At 71.8% G+C, this 26,025-nt stretch carries 21 protein-coding genes and 1 pseudogene; 7 read left to right on the forward strand and 15 right to left on the reverse strand.

Going from position 1 to position 26,025, the window contains the following annotated elements; genetic code table 11:
- Both FV242_RS20395 and FV242_RS20400 read right to left on the reverse strand, forming a co-directional pair.
- A pseudogene (locus FV242_RS20395) lies at window positions 1–352 on the reverse strand (rhamnosyltransferase); the annotation flags it as partial.
- A gap of 249 nt (window positions 353–601) precedes the next feature.
- Window positions 602–817, reverse strand: coding sequence for a hypothetical protein (locus FV242_RS20400; protein WP_147940168.1), 216 nt, complete (start codon window positions 815–817; stop codon window positions 602–604).
- A gap of 19 nt (window positions 818–836) precedes the next feature.
- On the opposite strand from FV242_RS20400, the gene FV242_RS20405 reads away from it, so the two are divergent.
- Entirely contained in the window at window positions 837–4,763 is a 3,927-nt protein-coding gene (locus FV242_RS20405) for a glycosyltransferase (protein ID WP_147940169.1), read from the forward strand.
- Window positions 4,760–5,479 carry a CatB-related O-acetyltransferase gene (locus tag FV242_RS36125; RefSeq protein WP_147910474.1) on the forward strand — a complete coding sequence of 240 codons (720 nt, stop codon included), beginning with the start codon at window positions 4,760–4,762 and terminating at the stop codon, window positions 5,477–5,479. The genes FV242_RS20405 and FV242_RS36125 overlap by 4 nt, the downstream gene beginning before the upstream one ends.
- Window positions 5,480–5,482: 3 nt before the next feature.
- Here FV242_RS36125 and FV242_RS34695 read toward each other — a convergent pair whose 3' ends face one another.
- From FV242_RS34695 to FV242_RS20435, 6 genes are all read right to left on the reverse strand, one after another.
- Window positions 5,483–5,626, reverse strand: coding sequence for a hypothetical protein (locus FV242_RS34695; protein ID WP_187193614.1), 144 nt, complete (start codon window positions 5,624–5,626; stop codon window positions 5,483–5,485).
- A 147-nt stretch (window positions 5,627–5,773) separates the two neighbouring features.
- Entirely contained in the window at window positions 5,774–6,976 is a 1,203-nt protein-coding gene (locus FV242_RS20415; RefSeq protein WP_147940170.1) for a Zn-dependent hydrolase, read from the reverse strand.
- A 163-nt stretch (window positions 6,977–7,139) separates the two neighbouring features.
- Entirely contained in the window at window positions 7,140–8,567 is a 1,428-nt protein-coding gene (gene trmFO / locus FV242_RS20420; RefSeq protein ID WP_147940171.1) for a methylenetetrahydrofolate--tRNA-(uracil(54)-C(5))-methyltransferase (FADH(2)-oxidizing) TrmFO, read from the reverse strand.
- 77 nt (window positions 8,568–8,644) lie between these two features.
- Entirely contained in the window at window positions 8,645–8,791 is a 147-nt protein-coding gene (locus tag FV242_RS20425) for a DUF1127 domain-containing protein (protein ID WP_147857367.1), read from the reverse strand.
- Between the two features lie 271 nt (window positions 8,792–9,062).
- Window positions 9,063–9,344, reverse strand: coding sequence for a hypothetical protein (locus FV242_RS20430; protein WP_147940172.1), 282 nt, complete (start codon window positions 9,342–9,344; stop codon window positions 9,063–9,065).
- A gap of 154 nt (window positions 9,345–9,498) precedes the next feature.
- Window positions 9,499–10,473, reverse strand: a complete 975-nt coding sequence (locus tag FV242_RS20435; protein WP_147910470.1) for a S1C family serine protease — start codon at window positions 10,471–10,473, stop codon at window positions 9,499–9,501.
- Window positions 10,474–10,791: 318 nt separating this feature from the next.
- On the opposite strand from FV242_RS20435, the gene FV242_RS20440 reads away from it, so the two are divergent.
- Both FV242_RS20440 and FV242_RS20445 read left to right on the forward strand, forming a co-directional pair.
- Window positions 10,792–11,331, forward strand: a complete 540-nt coding sequence (locus FV242_RS20440) for a sigma-70 family RNA polymerase sigma factor (protein WP_246692408.1) — start codon at window positions 10,792–10,794, stop codon at window positions 11,329–11,331.
- On the forward strand, window positions 11,328–12,095 hold the full coding sequence (locus tag FV242_RS20445; protein WP_147940173.1) for an anti-sigma factor: 768 nt from the start codon (window positions 11,328–11,330) through the stop codon (window positions 12,093–12,095). The genes FV242_RS20440 and FV242_RS20445 overlap by 4 nt, the downstream gene beginning before the upstream one ends.
- Before the next feature lie 63 nt (window positions 12,096–12,158).
- Here FV242_RS20445 and FV242_RS20450 read toward each other — a convergent pair whose 3' ends face one another.
- The 5 genes from FV242_RS20450 to FV242_RS20470 all read right to left on the reverse strand — a co-directional run bounded on the left by FV242_RS20450 (window position 12,159) and on the right by FV242_RS20470 (window position 19,413).
- Window positions 12,159–12,728: a fasciclin domain-containing protein gene (locus tag FV242_RS20450; protein ID WP_147857251.1), complete on the reverse strand. Its 570-nt coding sequence runs from the start codon at window positions 12,726–12,728 to the stop codon at window positions 12,159–12,161.
- Window positions 12,729–12,988: 260 nt separating this feature from the next.
- Window positions 12,989–13,969, reverse strand: a complete 981-nt coding sequence (locus FV242_RS20455; protein ID WP_147940174.1) for a transporter — start codon at window positions 13,967–13,969, stop codon at window positions 12,989–12,991.
- Between the two features lie 523 nt (window positions 13,970–14,492).
- Window positions 14,493–17,642: an excinuclease ABC subunit UvrA gene (gene uvrA, locus FV242_RS20460; protein ID WP_147940175.1), complete on the reverse strand. Its 3,150-nt coding sequence runs from the start codon at window positions 17,640–17,642 to the stop codon at window positions 14,493–14,495.
- 318 nt (window positions 17,643–17,960) lie between these two features.
- Complete coding sequence (locus FV242_RS20465) at window positions 17,961–18,383, reverse strand: cupin domain-containing protein (RefSeq protein ID WP_147910578.1); 423 nt, start codon at window positions 18,381–18,383, stop codon at window positions 17,961–17,963.
- Window positions 18,384–18,393: 10 nt separating this feature from the next.
- Window positions 18,394–19,413 carry a zinc-binding alcohol dehydrogenase family protein gene (locus FV242_RS20470; protein WP_147940176.1) on the reverse strand — a complete coding sequence of 340 codons (1,020 nt, stop codon included), beginning with the start codon at window positions 19,411–19,413 and terminating at the stop codon, window positions 18,394–18,396.
- Window positions 19,414–19,535: 122 nt separating this feature from the next.
- On the opposite strand from FV242_RS20470, the gene FV242_RS20475 reads away from it, so the two are divergent.
- Both FV242_RS20475 and FV242_RS20480 read left to right on the forward strand, forming a co-directional pair.
- On the forward strand, window positions 19,536–19,952 hold the full coding sequence (locus FV242_RS20475; RefSeq protein ID WP_147940177.1) for a helix-turn-helix domain-containing protein: 417 nt from the start codon (window positions 19,536–19,538) through the stop codon (window positions 19,950–19,952).
- 97 nt (window positions 19,953–20,049) lie between these two features.
- Window positions 20,050–22,110 carry a methyl-accepting chemotaxis protein gene (locus FV242_RS20480; RefSeq protein ID WP_147940178.1) on the forward strand — a complete coding sequence of 687 codons (2,061 nt, stop codon included), beginning with the start codon at window positions 20,050–20,052 and terminating at the stop codon, window positions 22,108–22,110.
- A gap of 119 nt (window positions 22,111–22,229) precedes the next feature.
- Here FV242_RS20480 and FV242_RS20485 read toward each other — a convergent pair whose 3' ends face one another.
- Window positions 22,230–23,090 (reverse strand): amidohydrolase family protein, encoded by an 861-nt coding sequence (locus tag FV242_RS20485; protein WP_147940179.1) that lies wholly within the window; start codon window positions 23,088–23,090, stop codon window positions 22,230–22,232.
- A 174-nt stretch (window positions 23,091–23,264) separates the two neighbouring features.
- Window positions 23,265–24,698 carry an MFS transporter gene (locus tag FV242_RS20490; RefSeq protein WP_147940180.1) on the reverse strand — a complete coding sequence of 478 codons (1,434 nt, stop codon included), beginning with the start codon at window positions 24,696–24,698 and terminating at the stop codon, window positions 23,265–23,267.
- A gap of 235 nt (window positions 24,699–24,933) precedes the next feature.
- Here FV242_RS20490 and FV242_RS20495 point away from each other — a divergent pair, with 235 nt between their 5' ends.
- On the forward strand, window positions 24,934–25,824 hold the full coding sequence (locus FV242_RS20495) for a polysaccharide deacetylase family protein (RefSeq protein WP_147940181.1): 891 nt from the start codon (window positions 24,934–24,936) through the stop codon (window positions 25,822–25,824).
- Window positions 25,825–26,025: the final 201 nt, after the last annotated feature.

Consider the following 26,025-nt stretch of genomic DNA (forward strand, 5'->3'; position numbering starts at 1 on the left):
GAATCGCGGCCTCCCGGAGCCGGTCGCGGGCGGCGAGCAGCGCCGCGGCCAGCCCGGCGGGCGGCTCGGCATCCTGGTCGAGCAGCAGCAGGGCCTCGGCGCCGCCCGCCCGGGCCGATGCGGCGATCCGGTTGAGCGCCTCGGCGATACCGACATTGCGCCCCGCCGACAGCACGGCGACGCCGGCCCGGGCCAGGCGCTCCGCGTCCGCATCCGCCAGGCCGCCATCGTCGAAGGCGATCACCCGGGTGGATCCCGACGCGGCGTGCGCCAGCACCCGGTCCACCTGGTCCCGGCTCGGCCGGAACAGGGTGATGCCGAGCGCGAGGCGGTCCAGTCCTGGATCAGGCACGGGCCGGGCTCCGGCCGCGCACGCCCGCTCCACTGCGACGGTCTGCCCGGCGTCGAGGGCCCCGCGGGTCGGCATCGATCGAGCGGGGGGGCCGGACTGGAAAGCCGGCGAGGCGGCGCATGGCGTCGATCCGGTCTCGAGAGAGCGCGCGCCGCCGACGTGGAGACCGGTACGGCATCAGCGAGCGCGTTGGATCAAGGGCCGCTTCGATATCGCGGACCCCGGTCCCCGACAAGCGGCCAGGCCGGATCACGCGGCCGCGCAGGCCGAGGACGGGCCGGCCCATGGTTTACGGACTCGGCCGGTTCCGTTAGTTCGACGGGCGAAGAATGCGAGGCCCGCCTCCGCGCCTCGCACGCCCCCGACGCTGCCGACCATGATCCGATCCGAGACCAGCGCCTCGACCGCGTCGACCCCGAAGGCGGCCGACGGATGCCGCGCCTCGTGACGGCGCGCGGCGACCATACCCCCGCAGAGCCCTGAGATGCGCCTCGGTTTGCCCCCGACCCTCGGGCGGTTCAAGCGCCGCCTTGGCCGGCCGGTCGCGCGCGGCGTCACGGAGTCCGCGCGCGTCCTGCGCCTCGGCTGGCGCCAGATCAGCGACCCGCTGGGCCGGCCCGGCGCGCTGCAGGCCCGCTGGGCCGACGCCGAGGCCGGAGCCGGCGACACCCTCGAGACGCGCCTGGTCGCGGCGCTGGAGCCGCATGTCGATACGGGCTTCTACGCGAGCTGGTACGGCATCACGGTCGATCCAGCGCGCGACTACTTCACGGTCGGCTGGCGCGCGGGCCGGGATCCGCGGCCCGACTTCTCGACCGCCGACTACCTCGCCGCGCGGCCGTATCTGGCCGCCGCCGGCATCAACCCGTTCCTGCACTGGGTGACGGCGCAGCGCGCTAAAGGCGGCGCCCTGCCCAGGCCCGACACCGGGCAGGCCGAGCGCCTGGCCCGCCGCCTCGTGGACAGCGCGTTCTACCTCGCCAACAACCCCGACCTGCAGGCCGCCGGCGTCGATCCGGCCGGCCACTACATGGCGTCCGGCTGGCGCGAGGGCCGCGAGCCGTCGCCGCATTTCGACACCCTGGCCTACTGCCTGACCCGAAACATCTCCTACGCGACCCAGAACCCGCTGGTGCACTACGTCCTGCACGGCGGCCCGGCCCGGCTCGAGCCCAAGGATCTTTTCGCGCTTCAGGCCGAGGCGCTCGCGCCCTACTTCGACGCCGCCTATTTTCGCCAAGGGCTGGACGAGCCGGAGGAGGGCTCCGACGCGGAGCTGATGCGGGCCTACGTGGCCGGCGGCTGGCGTGCGCTGCGCAGCCCGCGCCAGGATTTCGACCCAGCCGGCTTCGTGCAGGCGCGCGCCGGCAGCCGGGCAGTGATCGGCGACCCGTTCTTCCGGTACGTGGCCGAGACCCGGCTCGCGGGGAAAAAGCCGTTCGCGGGCCCGGACAGGTTGAACGTCCCGGCCGTGGACGAGGCCTGGTACCGGGCGACCTACGCGGATGTGGGGGAGGCCGGCCCCTACCTCGACTTCGCCACAAGCGGCTGGCGGGAGCTGCGCGATCCCGGCCCGGGCCGGTCGACGCTCGACGCGCTGCTGCGCGTCTGCGGCCTGCGCCCGGCGCGTCCGCCCGTGGAGGACACGCTCTGGCTCGGCGCGGTCAGCCGGAAGCCCCTGGACCGGCCGGCGTCCCTGGACCGGAGGGCGTCCCTGGACCTGCAGGCCGGGCTGGCGGCGCTCCATTTCGACCATGCCTTCTACCGGCAGCGCTACGGCCTGGCGGAGGACGCCGACGCGGTCCGCGATTATTGCGACGCCGGCTGGCGGGACGGCCGCAACCCGCGCGCCGACTTCAACGGCCAGGCCTATCTCGACGCGCATCCCTGGGTGCGGGAGACCGGGATCGCGCCCCTCGTCCACCACCTCGCCACCGCGCTGCTGCACGGCGTCGACATCGCGGCCGAAACATTCGATCCGCATTACGGCCCGGCGCCCTCCGAGGCGGACGCCCTGGCGGAACAGGCCCGGCTGATCGAGCCCTTCTTCGACGCCGCGTTCTACGCGAAGCGCAATCCCGATGTCGCCGGCGCGGCGGGCGGCCCACTCGCCCATTTCGTCGCCTACGGCCAGCACGAGGGCCGCGACCCCAGCAAGGCCTTCTCGATCGCCTTCTACGCGGAGACCTACGGCCACCTGTTCGCACCGGGCGAACCGCCATTCCTGCACTACGTCCGCACCGGCCGCGCCGCCGGGCTGATGGGCGGCCCGGAGGATCTCGGCACTTGGCCGGCCTTGGAGGCGCCCGAGCCGCGGGACTGGGACGGCCTGCCCCGCGCGCTCACCTTCGCCCAGGCCCGGGTCGTCGTGATCATGCCGGTCTACAAGGGCCGCGGCGAGACCCTGCGCGCCATCCACGCCTGCCTCTCCGCCCCGCAAAAAACCCCGTTCACCCTGCTCGCGGTCAACGACCGGTCCCCCGACCCGCAGCTGACCGCAGACCTGAAGGACCTCGCCGGCCGCGGCCTGTTCCACCTCGTCGAGAACCAAGACAACCTCGGCTTCGTGCGCTCGGTCAACCGCGGCCTGTCCCTGCGCCAGGGCCGCGCCGTGGTCCTGCTCAACTCCGATGCCGAGGTGTTCGGCGACTGGCTCGACCGGCTGGTCGCCCACGCCGAGGCCGCCGAGACGGAGGGCCGCCCGCCGGTCGGCAGCGTCACGCCCCTGTCCAGCAACGCCACGATCTGCAGCTACCCGAAGTTCAACGCCAACAACGCCATGGCGCTGGAGATCCCCCGGCCCGAGCTCGACCAGGCCGCCAAGGCGCTCAACCGCGGCCGCTCGGTCGAGGTGCCCACCGGGGTCGGCTTCTGCATGTATATGACCGCCGCCGCGCTCGATGCCGTCGGCACCCTCGATGCGGTCGCCTTCGGCAAGGGCTACGGCGAGGAGAACGACTGGTGCATGCGCGCCCGCAAGGCGGGGTTCTCCAACCTGCTCGCCGAGGACGTGTACGTCTACCATGCCGGGCAGATCTCGTTCGGGCTCGACCCGGGCGGCGAGTACGACCAGGGCCAGGCGGCCTTGCTGGCCAAGCACCCGGACTACCCGGCGCTGGTCGGCCAGTTCGTCCAGGCCGATCCGGGCCGGCGCGGCCGGGCGCGGCTCGACCTGTACCGGCTGGCCCGGCACTTCCGCGGCCGGGCGGTGCTGTTCGTGACCCACAGCTGGGGTGGCGGCATCCAGCGGCACATCGACGACATGATCGCCCGGCTCAAAGCCGAGGGCGTGGCCGTGGTGCTGCTCTCGGTCGACCGGGCCCGCAACATCCAGGTCAACGTCTCGTACCGCAGCCGGGAGTTCGTGTACCTGCCGAACCTGGACAGCCTGTACCTGCCCCGCGACGCCGAGGCGGTCTCCGCCTTCGTGGAGCAGCTGGCGCCGCTCTTGATCCACGTGCACTCGCTGGCGGGCCTGCGCTGGAACGCGGCGCGCGCCCTGATGGATCTGGTCGCCGGCTCGGGGCGGCCCTACGCCTGGACGCTGCACGACTTCTCGCCGGTCTGCCACCGCAACCACCTGGTGATGCCGGACGGGCGCTATTGCGGGCTGGCGCCGGTGCCTGTGTGCCGGGACTGCCTGGCCTCGGACGCGGACGGCTACGAGGAGCCCGATCCTGAGGAGCGCCGGGCCGTGTTCGGGCGGTTCCTGGCCGGGGCGGCGCGGGTGTTCGCGCCGTCGGCCGACACGGCGGGGCGGATCGGGGCGGTGTATCCGGAGCTGGCGATCACGGTGCGGCCGCACGTCGAGCACGACCGGAGCGTGCGCTCCACCGCCCTGCGCCGGCCGGGCCGCGTGCGCCGGGTCGCGGTGCTCGGCGCGATCAGCGCCACCAAGGGCGGCCTGTTCCTCCAGGCGCTGGCGACCGACGCGCAGGACCGGAAGCTGCCGCTGCGCTTCGCGATCGTGGGCTACACCGATCCCGCGCTCACGGGCGGCCTGGAGCGGGCCGCGGTGACCCAGACCGGCCGCTATGCCGGCGACGCCGAGGCGCTGGATCTCGTCGGGCGGGTTTCCGCCGACCTGATCCTGCTGCCGGCGATCTGGCCGGAGACCTACTCGTACGCCCTGACGCTCGGGCTGCGGACCGGCCTGCCGGTGGCGGCCTTCGACCTCGGCGCCCAGGGCGACCGGCTGCGCGCCTACCCGAACGGCCATGGCCTGCCCTACGCCTTGGCCAACGATCCGGGCGCCTTCAACGACCGGCTGCTGGCGATCGACGTCTCCCCCGGCGGAGAGCTTTCGGTGCCGATCCAGGCGCCCGAATACGACGACCTGATGCGCGACTACTACGTCCTGGACCTGAATCCGGCCGGGGCGCAAAACCCACTCGACGAGGACGCCGCATGATCTCCGTCAACGAGGACATGAAGCAGGAGATGCTGCGGCGCGGCATCTCGGTGCTGCATCCGGCTCCGTTCGGCCTGCCGGAGGATTGCACCTTCGAGCCGCCGTGCAGCATCAAGTGGATGGGGATCGATTACTGCCTCACCATGGGGGCGTTCTCGTACGCGGTGAGCGGCTACTATTTCGGCGCCGACATCGCCCGCTACTGCTCGATCGGCGAGAGCGTGCAGGTCGGGCGCGGCAGCCACCCGGTGCATTGCGGCTCGACCTCGCCGCTGTTCTACACGCACCATTCGGCGGTGTTCGACCACCACGATCCGCGCGCCGAGGATTACGAGATCTGCGGGCCCTACCTGTGGCCCAAGCGCGTGCGCATCGGCAACGACGTCTATATCGGCCACGGCGCCTTCCTGATGCCCGACATCACCATCGGCGACGGGGCGATCATCGGCGCCATGGCGGTGGTGACCAAGGACGTGCCGCCCTACGCGATCGTGGCCGGCAGCCCGGCCCGGGTGGTGAAGATGCGCTTCCCCGACGCGCTGATCGAGCGCTACCTGGCGGTGCGCTGGTGGCGCTACGCCTTCTGGGACCTGCGCCAGTGCTCGATCACCGACCCCGAGAAATTCCTCGACGCCGTGGAAGAACGGATCGCCGGCGGGATGCAGGAATACCGCCCGGACCTGATCCCGATTCAGTCGCTGATCCCGGGCGCCTGAGGCTCACGCTTCCGCGTCGGCGAACCGCTGTGCGAACGCCGCCACCAGCGCGTCGGCGGCCGGCTCGCTCAGGTCGCTGAAGCAGAGCCCGTCGCCGACGAACACGGTCCACACCCCGTCATAGGTCGCTTCCTTGCGAATCCGCATGGCCGCCCTCCGGCATCGATGCGGGTCAACGGTTGGGCGCGGGGAGCGTTGCTTCGATGGTGGAGGGCCGACGCTGGCCGGCCCTCGCTCCGCCACAAGCGCCCGACGAGGACGCGGCGCTTGTCGCCGTCCTGCGCGACAGCAGCCTCACCCCGCCAGCACCCGCGCCGCCGCCGCGCCGAGCGCGCGCACGCCAAAGGCCAGGTCCGCGTCGCTGGTATCCTCCGCCCAATGATGGCTGATGCCGCCGATCGATGGGACGAACAGCATCGCGGCCGGGAGGATCCGGGCGATGTTCTGGGCGTCGTGGCCGGCGCCCGAGGGCATCACCTGCCAGTGGCCGGGACAGACCTGCTCGGCAGCCTCGGAGAGGGCCCGCATCAGGCCCGGGTCGCAGGGGGCGGGAACGGCCTTGGACAGGACCGTGAGCGTGGCGGGGCAGCGCTCGCGCCGGTTGGATTCGCGCACCAGTGCCTCGAGGCAGGCTTCCATCCGCTCCAGCACCGGGATCGATACGTCGCGGAACTGGAAAGCCACCTCGGCCCGGCCCGGGATGATGCTGTAGCCGCCGGGATCCAGGGTGATCCGCCCCGTGGTCCAGGTGCTGCGCGGGCCGCAGAGTTTCGGGAATTCCCGGTCGATCGCCGCGAGCAGGCGTATCGCCGAGAGCCCCGCATCCCGGCGCTCGGCCATGGTGGTGCCGCCGGCATGGTCCTGGTTGCCGTCGAACACGATCCGGAATTGCCAGATCGCCACGATGCCGCTGACCACGCCGAGATGCAGGCCGGCGGATTCGAGCTGCGTCCCCTGCTCGATATGCAGTTCCAGGAAGCCCCGGTAGCGGGCCGGGTCGATCCGCAGCCGCGGCAATCCGGCGAGCCCGGCGGCTTCGAGGGCCGCGCGGAGCGGCGTGCCGTCGGTGCGGTTGTAGGCGGCGTCGATCTCGGCCTCGGTGAGGTCGCCGATCGCCGAGCGGCTGCCCAGGAAGCCGCCGGAGAAGTGCCCCTCCTCGTCCGCGAAGGCGACGACGTCGACGGGCAGCCCGGCCCGGGCCAGGGCCAACCCGGCGACCACGCCCAGCGCCCCGTCGAGCCAACCGGCCTCGTTCTGGGTCTCGATGTGGCTGCCGACCAGGAGGTGGGGTCCGGGCCCGCGATGGCGCCCGAGCACGTTGCCGATCCCGTCGATCAACGCCTCCAGCCCGCAGGCCTCCAGACGGGCCATCAGCCAGCGGCGCGAGTCCATGTCCTGGGGCGAGAAGGTCGGCCGGTGGACGCCGGTGCGGAACCGGCCGATCGCGCGCAGGGCGTAGAGGTCGGCCAGGAAGGTTTCGGTATCGATCTCGGTCATGCGGTCCCCGGGGCTGAACGCACGGGCGGTGCAAGCGCCATGCGCGCCTGTGGGTTTCCAAAGGGCGAGCCCTTTGGCGGGGTGTCGGGGCGGAGCCTGACAGCAGGGCTCTGCCCTGCACCCGCGAAAGGTCACAGACCTTTCGAAACCATGACGTGCCGCGCTACTCGGCCGCCGCCAGCCGCCAATCCGCCACGGGGGCGCCGGCCATCCAGGCGGCGAGGTCGGCCCGGGCGCGGTCTGTGAGCACCCGCTTCTTCAGCACAGCCTTCTCCGGGCCGCGCAGGCGGCGGCCGGTCTCGTTGCGGGGGGCCTGGGCGAGCGGCGGGAACAGGCCGAAATTGACGTTCATCGGCTGGAACGAGCGCGGCGCGTTGACCTCGCCGTCGGCCCCGACATGGCCGCCGGTGATGTGGGCGATGAGGGCGCCGAGCGCCGTGGTCTGGGGCAGGGGGCTGAGCGGCCGGCCCGCCGCCTCGGCCACCGCGAAGCGCCCCGCCATCAGCCCGACCGAGGCACTCTCGACATAGCCCTCGCAGCCGGTGATCTGGCCGGCGAAGCGCAAGGCCGGCCGGGCCTTCAGCCGGAGGGTGGCGTCCAAGAGGCGCGGACTGTCGAGATAGGTGTTGCGGTGCAGGCCGCCGAGCCGGGCGAACTCGGCCCGCTCCAGGCCGGGAATCGTGCGGAAGATCCGGACCTGCTCGGCGTAGGTCAGCTTCGTCTGGAAGCCGACCATGTTGTAGAGGGTGCCCAGCGCGTTGTCCTGGCGCAGCTGCACGATCGCGCAGGCCTTGACCTGCGGGTCGCGCGGGTTGGTGAGCCCCACGGGCTTCATCGGGCCGTGCCGCAGGGTCTCGGGGCCGCGCTCGGCCATCACCTCGATCGGCAGGCAGCCGTCGAAATACGGCGTCCCCTCCCACTGCTTGAACCCGATCTTGTCCCCCGCCACCAGGGCGGCCACGAAGGCGTCGTACTGCGCCCGGTCCATCGGGCAGTTGAGATAGTCGGCCCCTGTGCCGCCGGGACCGGGCTTGTCGTAGCGGGACTGGAACCACGCCACGTCCATGTCGATCGAGTCGCGGTGCACGATCGGCGCGATGGCGTCGAAGAAGGCGAGCGACTCGGCGCCGGTGAGCGCCCGGATGCCCTCGGCGAGCGCCGGGGCGGTCAGCGGGCCGGTGGCGACGATGCAGGGCCCCCACTCCTCCGGCGGCAGGCCCTCGACCTCGCCGCGCGCGATCGTGACGTTGGGATGCTCCTCGAGGGCCCGGGTCACCGTGGCGGAGAAGCCTTCGCGATCCACCGCCAGGGCGCCCCCTGCCGGCACCTGGTTCGCGTCGGCCGCCCGCATGATCAGCGAGCTCAAGGAGCGCATCTCCTGATGGAGCAGCCCGACGGCGTTGCTCTCCGGGTCGTCCGACCGGAACGAGTTCGAGCAGACGAGCTCGGCCAGGCCGTCGGTCTGGTGGGCCTCGGTGCCGCGGACCGGCCGCATCTCGTGGATCACGGCGCGATGGCCGGCCTCGGCCACCTGCCAGGCCGCCTCGGATCCCGCCAGGCCGCCGCCGACGATGTGTAGGGTCTGTGTCATATCCCAGAATAGCGAAGGACCGTCGCCCGGATCAACGGGCGGCGGTCCTTTGAATCGAATCGCGATGGTTCGGGAGATCAGACGCGGGCGATGCCGTGGATCTCGCTACGGTTGATGCCGAGATCGGCAAGGTCGCGATCCGAGAGGCGGGACAGCTGGGAGACGGTGTCGCGGTACCGGAGATAGGCGCGGACGCGACCCAGGACGCTACGAGCGGCGGACATGGAGTGTATTGACCTCTGTTCGGGCAGTGAGTGGCGCGCCGTTGCGCATCGCTGCCTCTTGTTGGTGCAACGCACATATAAACCTCCCGCGGCGCAGCAGGAGTCGAAAGGCCAAGGATCTGGTCTGCGTGGGCTGCATACGCGGATTAAGAAACCGGCAACCTTCCCGGCTGGTCATTCTTTGTGCGCATGCGGAGACCCGGTCTGAACGCGCGAAGGGCGCCCCGCCGGCCGGCGGGGCGCCCTTCGCAGCGCAAAACGGAGGCGGCGCTCAGTAGAACGGGCGCGGGCCGTAGAAGCCGTAGGGCCGGTAGAACGGGCGGCCATAGGGGCGGTAGAAGGGACGCGGGCGGACGTAGCCGCCATAATAGACCGGCCGGCGCCCGTAATAGGGGCGGGGACCCCAGTTCGGGCGGCAGAGGCCCCAGGGATTCGGGTGGAAGCCCGGGCCGCAGCCGCCCGCCGCCTGGGCGGAGCCCGCGAGCCCGAGGCCGCCGGCGATCGCGGCGGCCACAACGAGTGCCTTCGCGCGCGATGCGCTCAGAATCGCCATGACAGATCTCCTCGAAACGTCCGGCGGATCGGTGCCGGTCGGGGGAGACTCGGCCGCGCCGCCTGAACGGATGCTGAGCCTGTGGTTGTATCCGGTGCAGGCTCCGCGCCCGGGAAACGCGGCCCCGGCGGAGACGGTTTCCCGCACCGCGCCTTCAGTGCAGCGAGGGCGTGCGCAGGAACCGCTCCCGGTCGGCCGAGACCAGGGCGAGCTTCACGCTGCGCCCGTCGCGGCGCACGGTGAGCGGGACGCGGACGCCGGCCTCGCCCAGCGCCCAGATGCTGCGGAACAGGGCGGCGAGGTCCGGGATCGGCTCGCCGGCCACCGCCTCGATCACGTCGCCGCCGCGCAGGCCGCCGGTCTCGGCCGGGCCGCCGTCGGCGAGGCCCATGACCACGATGCCCTCCTCGCTCTCGGTGGCGTAGAGGCCGAGCCAGGGCCGCGGCGGCCGGTTGGCGCGCCCGCGCGTGGCCAGGTCGTCGAGGATCGGCGGCAGCAGGTCGATCGGCACCACCATGTTGATCGGGCGGGCATTGCTGCTGCCGCCCTGCTGCAATTGCAGGGAGCCGATGCCGAGCAGCTCGCCCTGCGCGCCGATCAGCGCGGTGCCGCCCCAATGGGGGTGGGCCGGGGCGGTGAACAGGGCCTCGTCGAGGACATACTCCCAGTACCCGGCGAATTCCTGCCGGGCGACGACCTCGACAGCGACGCAGCGCTGGCGCCCGCCCGCCCCCGCCACCACGGCCCGGTCGCCGGTCTTCAGGCCGGCCGACTGGCCGAGCGGCAGGGCCGGGACGCCGAGATCGCCCAGGGCCTGGACCAGGCCGAAGCCGGTGGCGGCATCGAAGCCGAGCACGTGGCCCTGCACGGAGCGGCCCTCCCGGGTGGTGAGCCAGACGCTCTCCGCCTCCGTGACGAGATAGCCGACCGTGAGCACCAGCCCGTCTTCCCGGATCACCACGCCGTTGCCGGCGCGCTCGGTGCCGAGGGTCTCGGCCGTGAAGGCGCTCTCGGGCACCCGCGCCGAGAGGGCGAGCACCGACGAGAGCGCCCGATCGAGATCGTAGCCGTAATCCGCAGGCCTGGGCTGGGCCTGCGCGGGGATCTTCCACTCGCCCTGCGTCGCCATGAGATTCCTTCGACTCGTTCGCTCTGCTCCGGCACCGCCGGATGCGCGAAATCAGACTAAGATAGGCTGTCGCCACGGCCTGCGACACCCGTGGCGCGGCGCCGCGCGCGGATCGGCAGCCGACGACACGTCCGCGATCCGGTGCGGGCCGGCGATGTGACAGGACACGCGGGGGCGCTTAGAGCTATCTTACGGGAGCGCGACCGGCAGGGGAACGGCGCGCGGACGCAGGAACGGATCTTGGCCGGACCGATCTTTGCCGCGGGGGCGACTCAGGACCGGGTGCCGCCGGGCCTTCATGGCGCCGACGATGCGCGGCTGCGCCGGCTGCTGTTCGAGATCGGGCGCGGCGAGGCGGCCGCCCTGGCCGAACTCTACGACCTGACCAGCCCGAAACTCTTCGGCGTGATCCTGCGTATCCAACGCGATCGGTCGCTCGCCGAGGACGTCCTGCAAGACGCGTATCTGCGGATCTGGCAGGCGGCCGGGAGCTACGACCCCGAGGCCGGACGCCCGCTCGCATGGCTGTGCACGATCGCCCGGAACCGGGCGATCGACGGCCTGCGCCGGAAGGGGGCCGCCGAGGTTCAGGGACCGGTGCGGGATGACGGAGAGGATTGGGTGGCGCGGTTGATGGACCCGCACGACGACGCCGCGGCGTTCCTGGACCGGGACGCGCTCGGGGCCTGCCTCGGCCGGCTGGAGCCGGCGCACCGGGATTGCGTGGTGCTGGCCTATTGCGAGGGCCGCTCCCGCGACGAGCTGGCCGAGCGCTACGACCGGCCGGTCAACACGATCAAGACCTGGCTGCACCGGGCGCTCGCATCGCTGAAGACCTGCCTGGAGGCGGTCACGTGACCGGCGGGCCAGGCGACCTGACCGCGGATCCCGGCTCGGATCCGGACCTGCGCGCGGCCGAGTACGTGCTCGGCACCCTCGACCGCGAAGAGCGGGCCGCGATGGCGCTCGCGCTCGCCACCGATACCGCCGCTGTCGCCCGGGTGCAGGCCTGGGAGCGGCGATTCTCGCCCCTGCTCGGTGCCATCCCGCCGGTGATGCCGTCGCCGCGGGTGCGGGCGGCGCTGCTGCGCGCGCTCCCGGTTGGGCCCGGCGGATCGACCGCTCCGCAGGGGGGCAATCCCCTCGCCGGCGATCCCGTCACTCAAGATCCCCGTCTCCGCGATCCCCTCGCCCATCTGCGGCGGCAGGTCCGGCGCTGGCGCATCGCCACCGCGGGGGCCGGGCTGCTGGCGGCCGGGCTGGCGCTGTTCGTGGCGGTGGGCCTGCGGCCGGAGCCGGAGGGCGGCCGCTACCTCGCGGTGGTGCAGGGCGGCGGCGCGCTCCCGGCGCTGATCGTGCGCGTCGACACCCGCACCGGCACCGCCCAGGTCCGGCCGGTCGGGGCCGAGGCGCCCGCGGGCCGGAGCTTGGAGCTGTGGTATGTCGGCGCCGAGGGCCCGAAGCCGCTCGGCCTCGTCGGGGGCGGTGCGACCCGGGTGACCCTGCCGCAGGGCGCCGCGCCGGACGGGGTGCTGGCGGTCTCCGTGGAGCCTCCGGGCGGCTCGCCGAGCGGCCAGCCCACGGGACCGGTGGTCTATACCGGCAAGCTGATCGCCGAGTAGCAACAGTGAGGAACCCGCAGCGCCGGAGCGGCGCCGCGGGTGGGTCGGATCACGGAATCCGGATCAGGGGGTCAGCACGGCGTTGATCACGTGGATCACGCCGTTCGACTGCATCACGTTCGGGATCGTCACCGTGGCGGTGTTGCCCTTCACGTCGGTGATCAGGACCTTCTTGCCCTGCACCGCCACGGCGAGCGGCTCGCCCTCGACCGTGGTGAGCTGGCCCTGGCCGCCGCCCTTCTTGACCAAAGCCACCAGGTCCTGCGCGGTGTAGACGCCCGGGACGACGTGGTAGGTCAGGATCTTGGTCAGCGTGGGCTTGTTCTGGGGCTGCACCAGGCTCTCGACGGTGCCCGGCGGCAGCTTGGCGAAGGCGGCGTTCGTGGGCGCGAACACCGTGAACGGGCCGGGGCCGCTCAGCGTCTCGACGAGGCCGGCGGCCTTCACGGCGGCGACCAGGGTGGTGTGGTCCTTGGAGTTGACCGCGTTCTCGACGATCGTCTTGCTGGCATACATCGGCGCGCCGCCGACCATCGGGTTCTTGGCGTAGGCCGCGCCGGTCGCACCGAGGCCGAGGGTCAGAGCGAGGGCGACCGCCCGGGCCGCGCGCCGGCCTCCGATAACGTTGAGCATCCTGGTGTTTCCTTCCCTGAGGTATCCCGGGATCGAGCGAGGACCGGGATTACGTCGCCGCTTACGGGTCCTCGGGCGGAAAGGTTTCGCAGGATCTGAATATCCGCCCGGGTCCAGGGGCATGGTCCGGCCGGGCATGAAAAAACCGCCCGGCGGTGGCCGGGCGGTTCGCCGTCCTGGCGGACGGGATGGCGGAGATCCGGGCTCCCCACCGCCTGCGCGGTGGGAACCCGGATCTCGGTTCGATCAGGACTTGTCGATCAGTACTTGCGGACCAGGGCGGTCGGGACCGGCGAGACCGGGGCCGGCGAGTACAGCGGCACGATCAGGCGCAGCCAGCCGTCCGTCGAGTAGTCGCTGCGGGCGCGGCTGAACGGCGTCGCGGCGATCTGCGCGCCGGTGACCACGTCGCGGGCGACGTAGGCCTGCACGGTGAAGACCTTGAAGTCGTAGCCGATCAGGCCGCCGACGGCGAACCGGCCGCGGTTGTTGGCGGCCGCGCTGAACTGGCCGATGTCGAAGTTGTAGGTGCCGTAGGCGACCGGACCGATCTCGAAGTTGCCGAACTTCTTGGTCGCGGTGAGGTCGAAGTTCAGGGCGTTGGACAGGTAGAACGGGCCGAGCGCCGCGCCGACCGGACCACCGAAGCGGCCGGGCGAATCGTAGATGTTGGCGGTCAGGTTGCCGGTGATGTTCCAGCCGTCGCCGGTGTAGCTGCCGGCCACGCCGAAGCGGTAGGTGTTCGAGGAGAGCTGCGGCAGCACCGGGGTGGCGGTCGTGCCGTTGGCGGTGATGATCGAGCCGCGATCGCCGTTGAGGTCGTTCAGGTACGCGCCGCCGAGCAAGCTGACGCCGAAGTTGTTGCCGAGGTCGAACGCCCAGATGCCGCCGACGAAGGTGCCGACGTTGATCGAGATGTCCTTGTTGCGCACGCCAGCCGGGTTGCGGGTGAAGGCGAACACGGTCGGGGGGGCGACGAGCAGCTCGATGCGGCCGCCGAACGGCACAAGCGGGGTCGACCAGACCAGCACCGGGACGTTGACGGCGGTATCGGGATCGTTCCGGCCATCGGTGCGGCGGAACGTGAAGGTGTTGATCGCGTAGATACCCTCGGGCAGCGGCGCGCCGATGGCGAGGCCGACCTGCTCGCCCGGAACCGTCGTGGTCTGCGCCTGAGCGATCGTCGAGGTCATGCCGACCGTGAGCGCGACCGCGCCGGCCGCGAGCCAGTTCTTCATCATTGTTTCTGTCCTTCCCAAGGTCTCAAGGCTTCCGTCCCGCATTCGGCACTACCCTGCCGGTCTGCTCGCCATTGGCGGCTGCCGACTTCCGGTGTGCCGAGCGCCCCCACGGAGCCCGCCCGTCTCAACGCCAATGACTATTCTACAGAGACCTGCGGAATGACAGTGGAATGCCGGTCGAAGCGGCAAAACCGGCCGAACCGTTGCGCAAAAGACGCATTTTTGCGGCGATGCAACACAGTCCCCAGGATTGAATAGCGGGCGGCCGGCCGGCAAAATATCGTTGAACGGTCAAGCTGTTGCCCGGGACCTCCCGGCACTTTGGCGGGAGAATCCGGCAACTAGGGGTGGGTGAACGGGCATTCGTCCCAGCCGGGCGCCGAACCCGGAAACCCCGCTCCGGACGGCCGATCCCCGGCCGAAGACGGGCGGGAGCCGGCCGAATCACGGGGCGCGGAGGCGGTCCCGGGCGGATTTTCGGGCCGCACCGGGCAGAATCTGCCGCCTCGAGCCCGGCCGGCGCCTATTCGGCGGCGCTGCGGCGGCCGGTCTGCGGGGCGGGGCGACGGGCCAAGACCTCGCGCAGGAACCGGCCGGTATGGCTCGCCTTCGAGCGGGCGATCTCCTCCGGGGTGCCGAGCGCCACCACCCGGCCACCGCCGTCCCCGCCCTCGGGCCCCATGTCGATCACCCAGTCGGCAGTCTTGATCACTTCGAGATTGTGCTCGATCACCACCACCGTGTTGCCCTGGTCCACCAGCTCGTGGAGCACCTCCATGAGCTTGGCCACGTCGTGGAAGTGCAGCCCGGTGGTCGGCTCGTCGAGGATGTAGAGCGTGCGGCCCGTGGCGCGCTTCGACAGTTCCTTGGACAGCTTCACCCGCTGCGCCTCGCCCCCCGACAGGGTGGTGGCCTGCTGGCCGACATGGACGTAGTGCAGGCCGACCCGCTTCAGGGTCTCGAGCTTCTCGCGGATCGCCGGGACCGCCTTGAACAGCTCGGCCGCCTCCTCGACGGTGGAATCGAGCACGTCGGCGATGGACTTGCCGCGGTACTTCACCTCCAGGGTCTCGCGGTCGTAGCGCTTGCCCTTGCATACGTCGCAGGTGACGTAGACGTCCGGCAGGAAGTGCATCTCGATCTTGATGACGCCGTCGCCCGAGCAGGCCTCGCAGCGCCCGCCCTTCACGTTGAACGAGAAGCGCCCCGGCTGGTAGCCCCGGGCCTTGGCCTCGGGCAGGCCCGCGAACCAGTCGCGGATCGGCGTGAAGGCGCCGATATAGGTGGCGGGGTTCGAGCGCGGCGTCCGGCCGATCGGCGACTGGTCGATGTCGATGACCTTGTCGAGATGCTCCAGCCCCTCGAGCCTGTCGTACGGGGCCGGGTGCTCCAGCGCCCCGTTCAGCTTCTTTGCGACGGCCTTGTACAGGGTGTCGATCACCAGGGTGGACTTGCCGCCGCCCGAGACGCCGGTGATGCACGTGAAGGTGCCGAGCGGCACCTCGATATCCACGTCCTTGAGGTTGTTGCCCCGGGCGCCGAACACCCCGAGCTTGCCCTTCCGGCTCTTGCGCCGCGCGGCCGGGGTGCGGACCGCCATCGCGCCGGTGAGGTACTTGGCCGTGAGCGAGGCCGGGTTGGCCAGCACCTCGGCGGGGGTGCCCTGGGCGATGATCTCGCCGCCATGGATGCCCGCCCCCGGGCCGACATCGACCACGTAGTCGGCCTGCAGGATCGCGTCCTCGTCGTGCTCGACCACGATCACCGAGTTGCCGAGGTCGCGCAGGCGCTTGAGCGTGCCGAGCAGCCGCTCGTTGTCGCGCTGGTGCAGCCCGATCGAGGGCTCGTCCAGCACGTAGAGCACGCCGGTGAGCCCGGAGCCGATCTGCGAGGCCAGCCGGATGCGCTGGCTTTCGCCCCCCGACAGGGAGCCGGAGCCGCGGGCCAGCGTCAGGTATTCGAGGCCGACATCCACCAGGAAGCTGAGCCGGTCGCGGATTTCTTTGAGAATTCTGACCGCGATCTCGTTTTGCTTGGCCGTCAGCTTCTCCGGCAATTCGGAGAACCAGCGATGGGCTTCCGAAACGGACAGCGCCGTCACGTCGCCGATATCGGCCATGGCGACCTTCACGGCCAGCGCCTCGGGCTTCAGCCGCTTGCCGCCGCAGGACGCGCAGGGCGTCTCGCTCATGAACCGGCCGATTTCCTCCCGCACCGCGTCGGACTCGCTCTCCTTGTAGCGGCGCTCCAGGTTCGGGATCACGCCCTCGAACGGCTTGTTGACCGCATACTTGCGCAGGCCGTCGTCGTAGGCGAAGCGGATCGCCTGCTTGCCGGAGCCGTACAGCACGACGGCGCGGGCCGCCTCCGGCAGGCTCTGCCAGGCCACGCTCGTCTTGAAGCCGTAATGCTCCGCCAGCGCGTCCAGCGTCTGGCCGTAATAGGGCGAGGTCGATTTCGCCCAGGGGCCGACCGCGCCGCGCTTCAAGCTGAGCGCAGGGTCCGAGATCACCAGTTCGGGGTCGATCCGCATCTCGTGGCCGATGCCGCCGCAGGTCGGGCAGGCGCCGAACGGGTTGTTGAACGAGAACAGCCGCGGCTCGATCTCCGCGATGGTGAAGCCCGAGACGGGACAGGCGAAACGCGACGAGAACGTGATCGTCCGGGGCTCCTCGCCCTCCGGCGCGTCGGCGAACACGATCTCGCTGATGCCGTCGGCGAGCTCCAGCGCGGTCTCGAACGAATCGGCCAGCCGCGCGGCGATGTCGGGCCGCACCACGATCCGGTCGACGACCACGTCGATGTCGTGCTTGAACTTCTTGTCGAGCTTGGGCGCGTCGTCGATCGCGTAATATTCGCCGTCGACCCGCAGCCGCTGAAACCCTTTCTTTTGGTACTCGGCGATTTCCTTGCGGTACTCGCCCTTCCGGCCGCGGACCACCGGGGCGAGCAGGTACAGCCGGCTCTTCTCCGGCAGCTCCAGCACCCGGTCGACCATCTGCTGGACGGTCTGGCTCTCGATCGGCAGGCCGGTGGCCGGGGAGTAGGGGATGCCGACCCGCGCCCAGAGCAGGCGCATGTAGTCGTAGATCTCGGTCACCGTCCCGACGGTGGACCGGGGGTTCTTGGAGGTGGTCTTCTGCTCGATGGAGATCGCCGGCGACAGCCCGTCGATCTGGTCGACATCGGGCTTGGACATCATCTCCAGGAACTGGCGGGCATAGGCCGAGAGCGATTCGACGTAGCGGCGCTGCCCCTCGGCGTAGATCGTGTCGAAGGCGAGCGACGACTTGCCCGAGCCCGACAGCCCGGTGAACACCACGAGCTTGTCCCGGGGGATCGTCAGGTCGACGTTCTTGAGGTTGTGCTCCCGGGCGCCCCGGACCGTGATCACCCGCCGGTCGGCGGCGCTCGGCGGCGCGGCGTCGAACAGGGCCTCCAGCTTGGCGTCGACGGCGGCCTCCGCGGCCGCGCTCCGGCTGCTGCCCAGGCGGACGGGGGCGGGGGCCTCGGCCTTCTTCGTACGCGCGGGCTTGTTCGTCCGCTCAGGCTCGGCCGGAACCGCCTCGGCCGGCGCTTTGGCGGACGACGCCTTCACGGGAGACGGTTTGGGGGCGGCCTTGCTGGCGCCGACGCGGGGTCCGACTCGGGTTCCGGCTTGGGCTTTGGCCATGAGGGCGGCGGTCTTTCGAGGCGTCGACGCGGTCGGGGCTGGCTTTGCGCGCGGGTCAGCCGCCGCACCCGCTCATGTCGAGCCCGGAGCGGTCGACGGCAAGGTGAGGCCGGCGGGACGCAGGCCCGACATGCAACGCCATTGCTAGAACGAAACGCGTACGCCGGCAACCGCTCGCCGGAAGCCTGTCGTTTCGCGGCCGAAAAGACGGGATTTCCAAAGGGCCTGCGGCCCTTTGGCGGGGTGTCGGGGCAGGCCCCGACAGCAGGGCGCTGCCCTGCACCCGCAAAAGGTCCGGGACCTTTTGGATCCGGGACTTCACGCGTCGGCGTTGCGCGCCATGAAGGTGGCGGGGGTGCCGTCCTCGGGGTTCACGAAGATGATGTCGGTGGGGGCCCGCCGCGGGGTGTCGATCGACAGGAACGTCACCGGCTCGCCCGGGGCGATCTCCGGCATCGCGTGCACCGTGCCCGTCTCGAAGAACAAGAGCTGGCCGGGGCCGAACGGTGTGAGGTTCGCGGGGTCACCCAGCCAGACGGTGCCGCGTCCCGACAGGCAGTACAGGTACTCGTCGCAGGTGGCGTGATAGTGCGGCGGGGTCGGGCGGTAGACCCGGAACACCCGGGCGCTCGCCGCCGCCCGGTCGGTCAGGTAGGTGTCGACCAGGAGCGTCCGCGCGCTGTCGGGCAGCGCCGCCGCGAGCGCCGCCACGTCGAAGATTCCGGTGCCTGTCCCGGTCATGGCGCCCGCCTCACGACGCAAAGCCTTCGAGCACGATCTTGCCCTTGGCGCGCCCGCTCTCGATCAGCGCGTGCGCCCGCCGCAGGTTCCGGGCGTCGATCCGCCCGTAATGCTCGCCCAGGGTCGTGCGCAGGCGCCCCGCATCCACCAGCCGGGCGACCTCGTCGAGGAGCGCGCCCTGGGCGGCGATATCGGAGGTGCCGAACATCGAGCGGGTGAACATGAACTCCCAGTGCAGCGACAGGCTCTTGCGCTTGAGCAGCGCCACGTCGAGCTGCGCGGGATCGTCGATCAGGGCGAACCGGCCCTGCGGGGCGATCAGCGTCGCGATCTCGGCGAGATGCGCGTCGGTGTTGGTGGTCGAGAACACGAGGCCCGGCGCGCCGAGGCCCAGGGCCGCCACCTCGGCGGAGAGCGGCTTGGCATGATCGACCACGTGGTGGGCGCCGAGATCCCGGCACCAGGCCGCCGTCTCCGGCCGGGACGCGGTGGCGATCACGGTGAGGTCGGTGAGCTGCCGGGCGAGCTGGATCGCCACCGAGCCGACGCCGCCCGCCCCGCCGACGATCAGGATCGCCGGGGCGGCGCCCGGCACCGGTTTCTTGGCGTCGAGCCGGTCGAACAGGGCCTCCCAGGCGGTGATCGCGGTGAGCGGCAGGGCGGCGGCCTGCGCCCAGTCGAGGCCGGCGGGCTTGTGCCCGACGATGCGCGCATCGACGCAATGGAATTCGGCGTTGGTCCCCGGCCGGGTGAGGTCGCCCGCGTAGAACACCGCGTCTCCGACCGAGAAGCCCTCGGCCTCGGCACCCGTGGCCAGAACGGTGCCGGCGGCGTCCCAGCCCAGGACCTTGACCCCGCCGGCCTCGGGCTCGGCCCGCACCCGGACCTTGGTGTCGACCGGGTTCACCGAGACCGCCTCGACCTTCACCAGCAGGTCGCGGGGGCCGGGATCGGGCCGGGGCAGGTCGCAATCGACCAGGGCCTCGGCCTCGGTGATCGGCAGGGATTTTCTGTACCCGACGGCGCGCATCGCAATCTCCTCCGACTGACCCGCACGGAGATGCCGTCCGCCTTCACGGCGCGCAAGTACGCACATAAAACGCCGATAGTGCCGAGAATGATACCGCCCGACGATCGCCTTGGGATCCCGCCATGCCCCGCACCCGACACCATAGCGGCAACTGCAGCCCCGGCTGCGCCGTCGAGGCCACCCTCCGGCTCATCGACGGCAAGTGGAAGGGCGTGATCCTCTACCACCTGCTAGAGGGGACCCTGCGCTTCAACGAGATCCGCCGGCGGCTGGCGAGCGTGACGCAGCGCATGCTCACGAACCAGCTGCGCGAGATGGAGGCGGACGGCCTGATCGCCCGGAAGGTCTACGCCGAGGTGCCCCCGAAGGTGGAGTACAGTCTGACCGAGCGGGGGCGGACCCTGGAGCCGGTCATCCACGCGCTCAAGGTCTGGGGCGACCTGCATGCCGATTTGCATGAGGCCGATTTGCATGATCCCGAACGGCTTGAGGCCGAACGGCTTGCCGAGGCGGCACCGACCGTCGGGACTGCCGCCTGATTGTGCATTGCAGGCCGGGCCAAACCCCTCCACCCTAACGGTGTTTTTATAACCGTCCCGGATGATTCCGGCGAACGTTGCAGGATTCCGGGTTCCGATGGCCGTCCTCTCCTCACTCCGCGCGCGCATCCTCGCGGTGGCGCTCGCGCCCTGCCTTGCCTTCGCGGGGGCGGCCGGGTGGGCGGTGTCCGACCAATGGGCGCGGCGGGCCGAGATGGACCGGGTCGAGACCCTCGTCGGCCTCGCCTCGCGGATCAGCGCCTTCGTCCACGAGGCCCAGCGCGAGCGCGGCGCCTCCAGCCTGTTCCTGGGCGCCAGGGGGGCGCAGTTCGGGCCGGAACTCGCGGCCCAGCGCAGCCGCACCGACGCGGCTTTGGCCGGGCTCCCCGACGCGATGGCGGCCGCGACCGGCTTCGGCCCCGCCTTCGCGGCACGCGCCGAGGGCTTCGCGCAGGGGCTCACCGGGCTCGCGGCCCAGCGCCGGGCGGTCGATGCCCTGGGCCTCACCGCGCCGCAGGCGACGGGCTTCTACACCGGCCTGATCGGCGAGGGGCTGGGCGTGGTCCGGGCGATGGGCGGCGTGATCGACGAGGCCGGCATCGCGGCCCGGGCCAACGCCTACGCGGCGTTCCTGGCGCTGAAGGAGGCCGCCGGCCAGGAGCGGGCCGCCGCCTCGGCGGTGTTCGCCTCCGGCAGCCTGGACCTCCCCGCCGCGCGCCGGCTCACCACGCTCTCGGCCGATCAGGCGACCTACGGCGCCCTGTTCCGGGCCGGGGCCGTCGAGGGTCAGGCCGCGCTGCTGGACGCCGCGGAGGCGACCGAGCCGGCGCGGGAGGTGGCACGCCTGCGCAGCGCCGCGCAGGAGACGATGCCGGGCACGACCCTCGCCTTCCGCGACGCGCCGGCCTGGTTCCGGCTCGCCACCCAGCGCATCGACGCCCTCAAAGGCGTCGAGGACCGGCTGACCGCCGACCTGGTGGCCGCCGCCGGCGCGGTGCGGGCCCGGGCCGACCGGATGCTGACGGTCTGGATCGCGGGCGGGCTCGCCCTGTTCGCGCTCTCGGTCGGCTTCGCGTTCTGGCTCGGCACGGCCATCGCGCGGCCCCTGGTCCGGATGGCCCGGGTGCTGACGGCGATCGGGCGGGGCGAGGGACACGACGGGCCGGGCGCCGACCTGGCCATCCCGGCGGGGGGCCCGCGCGAGGTGCGGGCGATCGCCGACGCCGCGGTGACGTTCCGCGACAGCGTCGCCGAGCGCCGGCTCGCCCGGGCCGCGCAGCAGCGCCTCGCCGCCGAGAATGCCGCCGCGCAGCGCGCCGCCGCCCTGAGCCTCGCCGACAGCTTCGAGGGGCAGGTCGGAGGCATCGTCGCGGCGGTCTCGGCCGCCGCCGAGCAGCTGGAGGCCTCCGCCCACGGCATGGCCCGGGCCGCGCAGGACACCACCGACCTCAGCCGGGCGGTGGCCGGCGCCGCGGATTCGGCCGCCCGCTCGGCCGACACCGTGGCGGCGGCCACCGAGGAGCTCACGGCCTCGGTCCGGGAGATCGGCGTGCAGGTCAGAGCCTCGGCCGACCTCGCGGCCTCGGCGACCCGGGACGCGGACGGCATGGCCGGGGAGGTCCGCCGCCTCGCCCAGGCCGCCGGGAGCATCGGGGAGATCGTCGCGATGATCTCGGACATCGCCGGCCAGACCAACCTGCTCGCCCTCAACGCCACCATCGAGGCGGCCCGGGCCGGCGAGGCGGGCCGGGGCTTCGCGGTGGTGGCCGCCGAGGTCAAGAACCTCGCCGGCCAGACCGCCCGGGCGACCGAGGAGATCGCCGCCAAGGTCGCCGAGATCACCGGGTCCACCGAGGCCTCCGTCCGCTCGATCGGCGGCATCACCGAGGTGATCCGCACCCTCGCCCGGATCGGGGCCGAGATCGCCGCCATGGTCGAGCAGCAGGGCGCGGCCACCGCCGAGATCGCCCGCACCACCGGCCAGACCTCGCAGGATACCCGCGCGGTCTCGGGCACCATCGCCGGCGTGGGCGAGGCGGCCGGCACGGCCAGCCACGGCTCGTCCCAGGTGCTCGACGCCGCCAGCGACCTGGCCCGGCAGGCCAGCGCCCTGCGCGGCGCCGTCGGCGATTTCTTGGCCAACGTCCGGGCCGCCTGACGGCAAAGTCCCGGATTCAAAAGGGTTGAGACCTTTTGCGGGTGCGGGCGGAGCCCGCTGTTTTCAAGGGCTTCGCCCCTGAACCCAGCCAAAGGGCTGAGCCCTTTGGAAACCCGGGACTAAGCCTCGGCCAGGCCGAGCCCGAGCAGGCGGTTGGCGTTGCGCCAGAGGGCGGCGTCCAGGGCGTCCTCCGACAGGCCGAGCGCGCGGAAATCCGCGACGCCCTGGCCCATCGCCCGGAACGGGAACGAGGAGCCGAACAGGAACTGGTCCTTCATGAAGCCGTTCGCCGCCTCCACGTAGAGGCCGCCGCCGGGCGCGAACGTGTACATGTCCGGGGAGACGAAGACGTTCTCGTTGCGGAAGGCCACGGTCACCATCTCGGCCACGTGCGGGTAGAACCCGTGGCAGCACACGATCGGCAGCTTCGGGAAGGTCCGGGCGACCCGGTCCACCGCCAGCGGGTCGTTGAGGCGCAGGTCCGGGGTGGTCGGGCCGGACATCACGAAGGCCGGGACCGCCAGCGTCTCGCACAGCTCGTAGAGCGGCATCAGCCGCTCGTCGTCGGCCCGCATGCCCTCGCGGTAGAAGCCGGCATCGAGGTTGATCCCCTTGAAGCCGAGCTCGGTCACGGTGCGCTTGGCCTCCGCCACCGCGGCCTTGCGGCCGAGCTTGACCGGATCCACCGAGGCGATGCCGATCAGCCGCTTCGGATCGTGCCCGGCGGCCTGCGCGAGGGCGTCGTTCGAGACCCGGACCCCCGGGACCGACCGGGCGACCATCACGGCGACGTCGATCCCGGCCCCGTCCATCTCGGCGCGGAAGCCCTCGATCGTGGCGCCGCGGGTGAAGTGCTCGACCTCGCGGCTGCCGACCCGGGCGTTCAGCCAGCGGGCGACGCCGAATTCCGGCGTGTCGGGCTCGGCGCCGAAGAACGTGTGCAGGAAGGTCGGCCGGCTGCGCATGTCCACGACGGGCATTGTTTTGGGACTCCATGGTTGTGACGGGATCCACAAGGTCGAGACCTTGTGCGGGTGCAGGGCGGAGCCCTGCTATCGGGCCTCGGGCCGTGCGCTCAAGGGCTCCGCCCCTGAACCCCGCCAAAGGGCTGAGCCCTTTGGAAACCCGATCTCGTCCCTGGCAGGCGGGTCTCGTCAATGCGAGACCGCCTCCAGCACCTTGCCGCGGGTCTCGACCCCGAGGGTGAGCACCAGGAGGGCGGCGATCAGGAAACCGCCCGCGCCGACCTGGAACGCGGTGGCCGGGCCGTAATCGCGCACCAGCACCGGCACGATCATCGGCCCCAGGATGGCGCCGATCCGCCCGAAGGCCGAGGCGAAGCCGGCCCCGGTGGCCCGGGCGCGGGTCGGGTACAGCTCCGGCGTGTAGGCGTAGAGGCAGCTCCACATGCCGAACATGAAGAACTGCATCACGAAGCCCGCGACGAACAGCCAAGTGACCGTGACGCCGGCGACGGTCAGCACGGGATCGCCGCCGGCATTGCCGTACAGCCAGGCCGCGGCCGCCGCGCAGATCAGGAACAGGGCCGTGGTCGGCTTGCGGCCGATCCGCTCGAGCAGCACGGCCGCCGCGGCGAAGCCCGGGATGCCGCCCAGGGTGATCAGGGTCACGAAGCCCACCGAGCCGACGATCGAGAAGCCGCGCTCCTTGAGCAGCACCGCGATCCAGGAATTGAGCCCGAAGAAGCCGATCAGCGCGAAGAACCACAACCCGAAGGCCATCACGGTGCGCAGCCGGTAGGCCGGCGCGAACAGGGTCGCCACCGCGCTCAGCCGGGGCCCGGGAATCCGATCGGCGACCGTCTCCGCCACCGCGGCGGCGACCTGCGGGGTGATTGGGGGCAGGGGCCGGCCGGTGGCGCGCTCGACCGCGCGCTCCATCGTGGTCATCACGGCGTCGGCTTCCGCGTGCCGGCCCGTTTCGGCGAGCCAGCGGGGCGATTCGGGCATGGAGCGGCGCACCGCGAGCACCACCAGCGACAGCAGGCCGACCACCACGAAGGCCCAGCGCCAGCCGAGATAGGGCAGCACGAAGAAGCTGATCGCCCCGGACAGGACGTAGCCCACCGCCCAGAACCCCTCCAGGATCGCGATGTATTTGCCGCGCACGGGGGCCGGGACGATCTCCGAGACCATCGCCTGCGCCACCGGCGCCTCGCCGCCGACGCCCACCCCGATCAGGAACCGGCAGGCCATCAGCACGGGCAGGCTCCAGGCGGTCGCCGCCGCGAGGCTCGCGAGGCCCCAGACCACCATGGTCACCTGGAACACCGCCTTGCGGCCGAACCGGTCGGAGGCGGTGCCGGCGACGATGTTGCCGACGAGCTGGCCCGCGAAGGTCATGGCGGCGAGCTGGCCGGCCTCCGTGGGGCTCAGCCCGAAAGCCACCACGATCGAGCCGAGCAGGAAGGTCAGGAGCGCCACGTCGATCTGGTCGACCAGCCACGCGGAGGCGATGATCGCGAAGATCTTTCGCTGGTAGCGCGACATCGGCAGCCGTTCGAGGCGCGCGGCGATGTCCGAGACGACCGGACGCCCGTCCTCCCGAGCTGTGGCGGCATGCGGCACGGTGGATCCTTTCTCGACACCCGGACCGCCGCGCGGTCCCGTGCCGACCCCGGTACAGCAGGCCCGCCTGCCGGAACAGGCATGACGGCGGACAGGCATGGCGCCGGACAGGCATGGCGCCGGACAGGCATGGCGCCGGACAGGCATGGCGCCGGACAGGCATGGCGCCGGACAGGCATGGCGCCGGATCGGATCCGGCCTATCTGCCCGGGCGCCCCCGGACACTGGACCCGCGATGGATGATGCTCCCTCGGCCGCGCAGCACGGCCGCTACCGCTACAGCGCCCTCCCGGACCGGCCGGTCTACGATTGGCCCGGGGGCCGGCGGCTCGCGGTCTATGTCGGGCTCAACCTCGAGACCTTCGATTTCGGGGCGGGGCTCGGGGCCGAGCTCGCCCCGGGCGGGCCGCAGCCGGACGTGCTCAATTACGGCTGGCGCGACTGGGGCAACCGGGTCGGGGCCTGGCGGCTGCGGGACACCCTCGACGGCCTCGGCCTGCCCGCGAGCGTGCTGGTCAACAGCCGGCTCTACCGGGATTGCCCGGGCCTGATCGAGGCGTTCCGGGCGCGCGGCGACGAGATCGTCGGGCACGGCCGCACCAATGCCGAGCGGCAGGGCACCCTGTCCGAAGCGGAGGAGCGCGCCCTGATCGCGGAGGCCACCGCGATCCTGACCCGGGCGGAGGGCCGGGCGCCGGCCGGCTGGCTCGGCCCCTGGATCTCGCAGTCGCGGGTGACGCCGGACCTGCTCGCCGAGGCCGGCTACCGCTACCTGCTCGACTGGTGCCACGACGACCAGCCGACCTGGATGGCGACCCGGGGCGGCGGCCGGATCCTGGCCATTCCGTATCCCCAGGAGCTGAACGACATCCCGGCGATCGTCGCCCGCAAGGAGACGGGCCGCCACTTCGCCGACGCGCTCGTCGACGCCTTCGACGAGATGCTGGAGCAATCCGCCGCGGCGCCGCTGGTGATGGGCATCGCGCTCCATCCCTACATCGTCGGCCAGCCCCACCGGCTGCGACCGCTGCGGGCGGCGCTCGCCCATATCGCGGCCCATCGGGACCGGGTCTGGATCACCACGGCGGGCGCGATCGCAGCGCACGCCGTGGCGGTGTCCGGCTGACCGGAGCCGAGACGACCCGCACTCGCACCCGCCGATGGCCCGATCTCGGACCCGGTATTCAAGACGAGCCATCGGGTTTTCGCGCGCGCCTCAGCGCGAAAACCCGCACTCGACGTGCGCGATAACGATCCCGGTCACGATTTTCTCGCGGTCAGCCTTGCTGCCGCCATCGTTGCCCCGGAGGCGGCAGTATCCGCGCCC

Origin of the sequence: Methylobacterium sp. WL64 (assembly GCF_008039945.1) — a bacterium.
Taxonomy (GTDB): Bacteria; Pseudomonadota; Alphaproteobacteria; order Rhizobiales; family Beijerinckiaceae; genus Methylobacterium.

Excerpts from the sequence above, each read along its gene's own strand:
- FV242_RS36125 (WP_147910474.1), top strand. The coding sequence starts at position 4,760 with ATGATCTCCGTCAACGAGGACATGAAGCAGGAGATGCTGCGGCGCGGC.
- FV242_RS20450 (WP_147857251.1), bottom strand. The coding sequence starts at position 12,728 with ATGCTCAACGTTATCGGAGGCCGGCGCGCGGCCCGGGCGGTCGCCCTC.
- FV242_RS20495 (WP_147940181.1), top strand. The coding sequence starts at position 24,934 with ATGGATGATGCTCCCTCGGCCGCGCAGCACGGCCGCTACCGCTACAGC.
- trmFO (WP_147940171.1), bottom strand. The coding sequence starts at position 8,567 with ATGACACAGACCCTACACATCGTCGGCGGCGGCCTGGCGGGATCCGAG.
- FV242_RS20475 (WP_147940177.1), top strand. The coding sequence starts at position 19,536 with ATGCCCCGCACCCGACACCATAGCGGCAACTGCAGCCCCGGCTGCGCC.
- FV242_RS20455 (WP_147940174.1), bottom strand. The coding sequence starts at position 13,969 with ATGATGAAGAACTGGCTCGCGGCCGGCGCGGTCGCGCTCACGGTCGGC.
- FV242_RS20400 (WP_147940168.1), bottom strand. The coding sequence starts at position 817 with ATGGTCGCCGCGCGCCGTCACGAGGCGCGGCATCCGTCGGCCGCCTTC.
- FV242_RS20430 (WP_147940172.1), bottom strand. The coding sequence starts at position 9,344 with ATGGCGATTCTGAGCGCATCGCGCGCGAAGGCACTCGTTGTGGCCGCC.
- FV242_RS20405 (WP_147940169.1), top strand. The coding sequence starts at position 837 with ATGCGCCTCGGTTTGCCCCCGACCCTCGGGCGGTTCAAGCGCCGCCTT.
- FV242_RS20415 (WP_147940170.1), bottom strand. The coding sequence starts at position 6,976 with ATGACCGAGATCGATACCGAAACCTTCCTGGCCGACCTCTACGCCCTG.
- FV242_RS34695 (WP_187193614.1), bottom strand. The coding sequence starts at position 5,626 with ATGCGGATTCGCAAGGAAGCGACCTATGACGGGGTGTGGACCGTGTTC.
- FV242_RS20435 (WP_147910470.1), bottom strand. The coding sequence starts at position 10,473 with ATGGCGACGCAGGGCGAGTGGAAGATCCCCGCGCAGGCCCAGCCCAGG.
- uvrA (WP_147940175.1), bottom strand. The coding sequence starts at position 17,642 with ATGGCCAAAGCCCAAGCCGGAACCCGAGTCGGACCCCGCGTCGGCGCC.
- FV242_RS20485 (WP_147940179.1), bottom strand. The coding sequence starts at position 23,090 with ATGCCCGTCGTGGACATGCGCAGCCGGCCGACCTTCCTGCACACGTTC.
- FV242_RS20425 (WP_147857367.1), bottom strand. The coding sequence starts at position 8,791 with ATGTCCGCCGCTCGTAGCGTCCTGGGTCGCGTCCGCGCCTATCTCCGG.
- FV242_RS20470 (WP_147940176.1), bottom strand. The coding sequence starts at position 19,413 with ATGCGCGCCGTCGGGTACAGAAAATCCCTGCCGATCACCGAGGCCGAG.
- FV242_RS20480 (WP_147940178.1), top strand. The coding sequence starts at position 20,050 with ATGGCCGTCCTCTCCTCACTCCGCGCGCGCATCCTCGCGGTGGCGCTC.
- FV242_RS20465 (WP_147910578.1), bottom strand. The coding sequence starts at position 18,383 with ATGACCGGGACAGGCACCGGAATCTTCGACGTGGCGGCGCTCGCGGCG.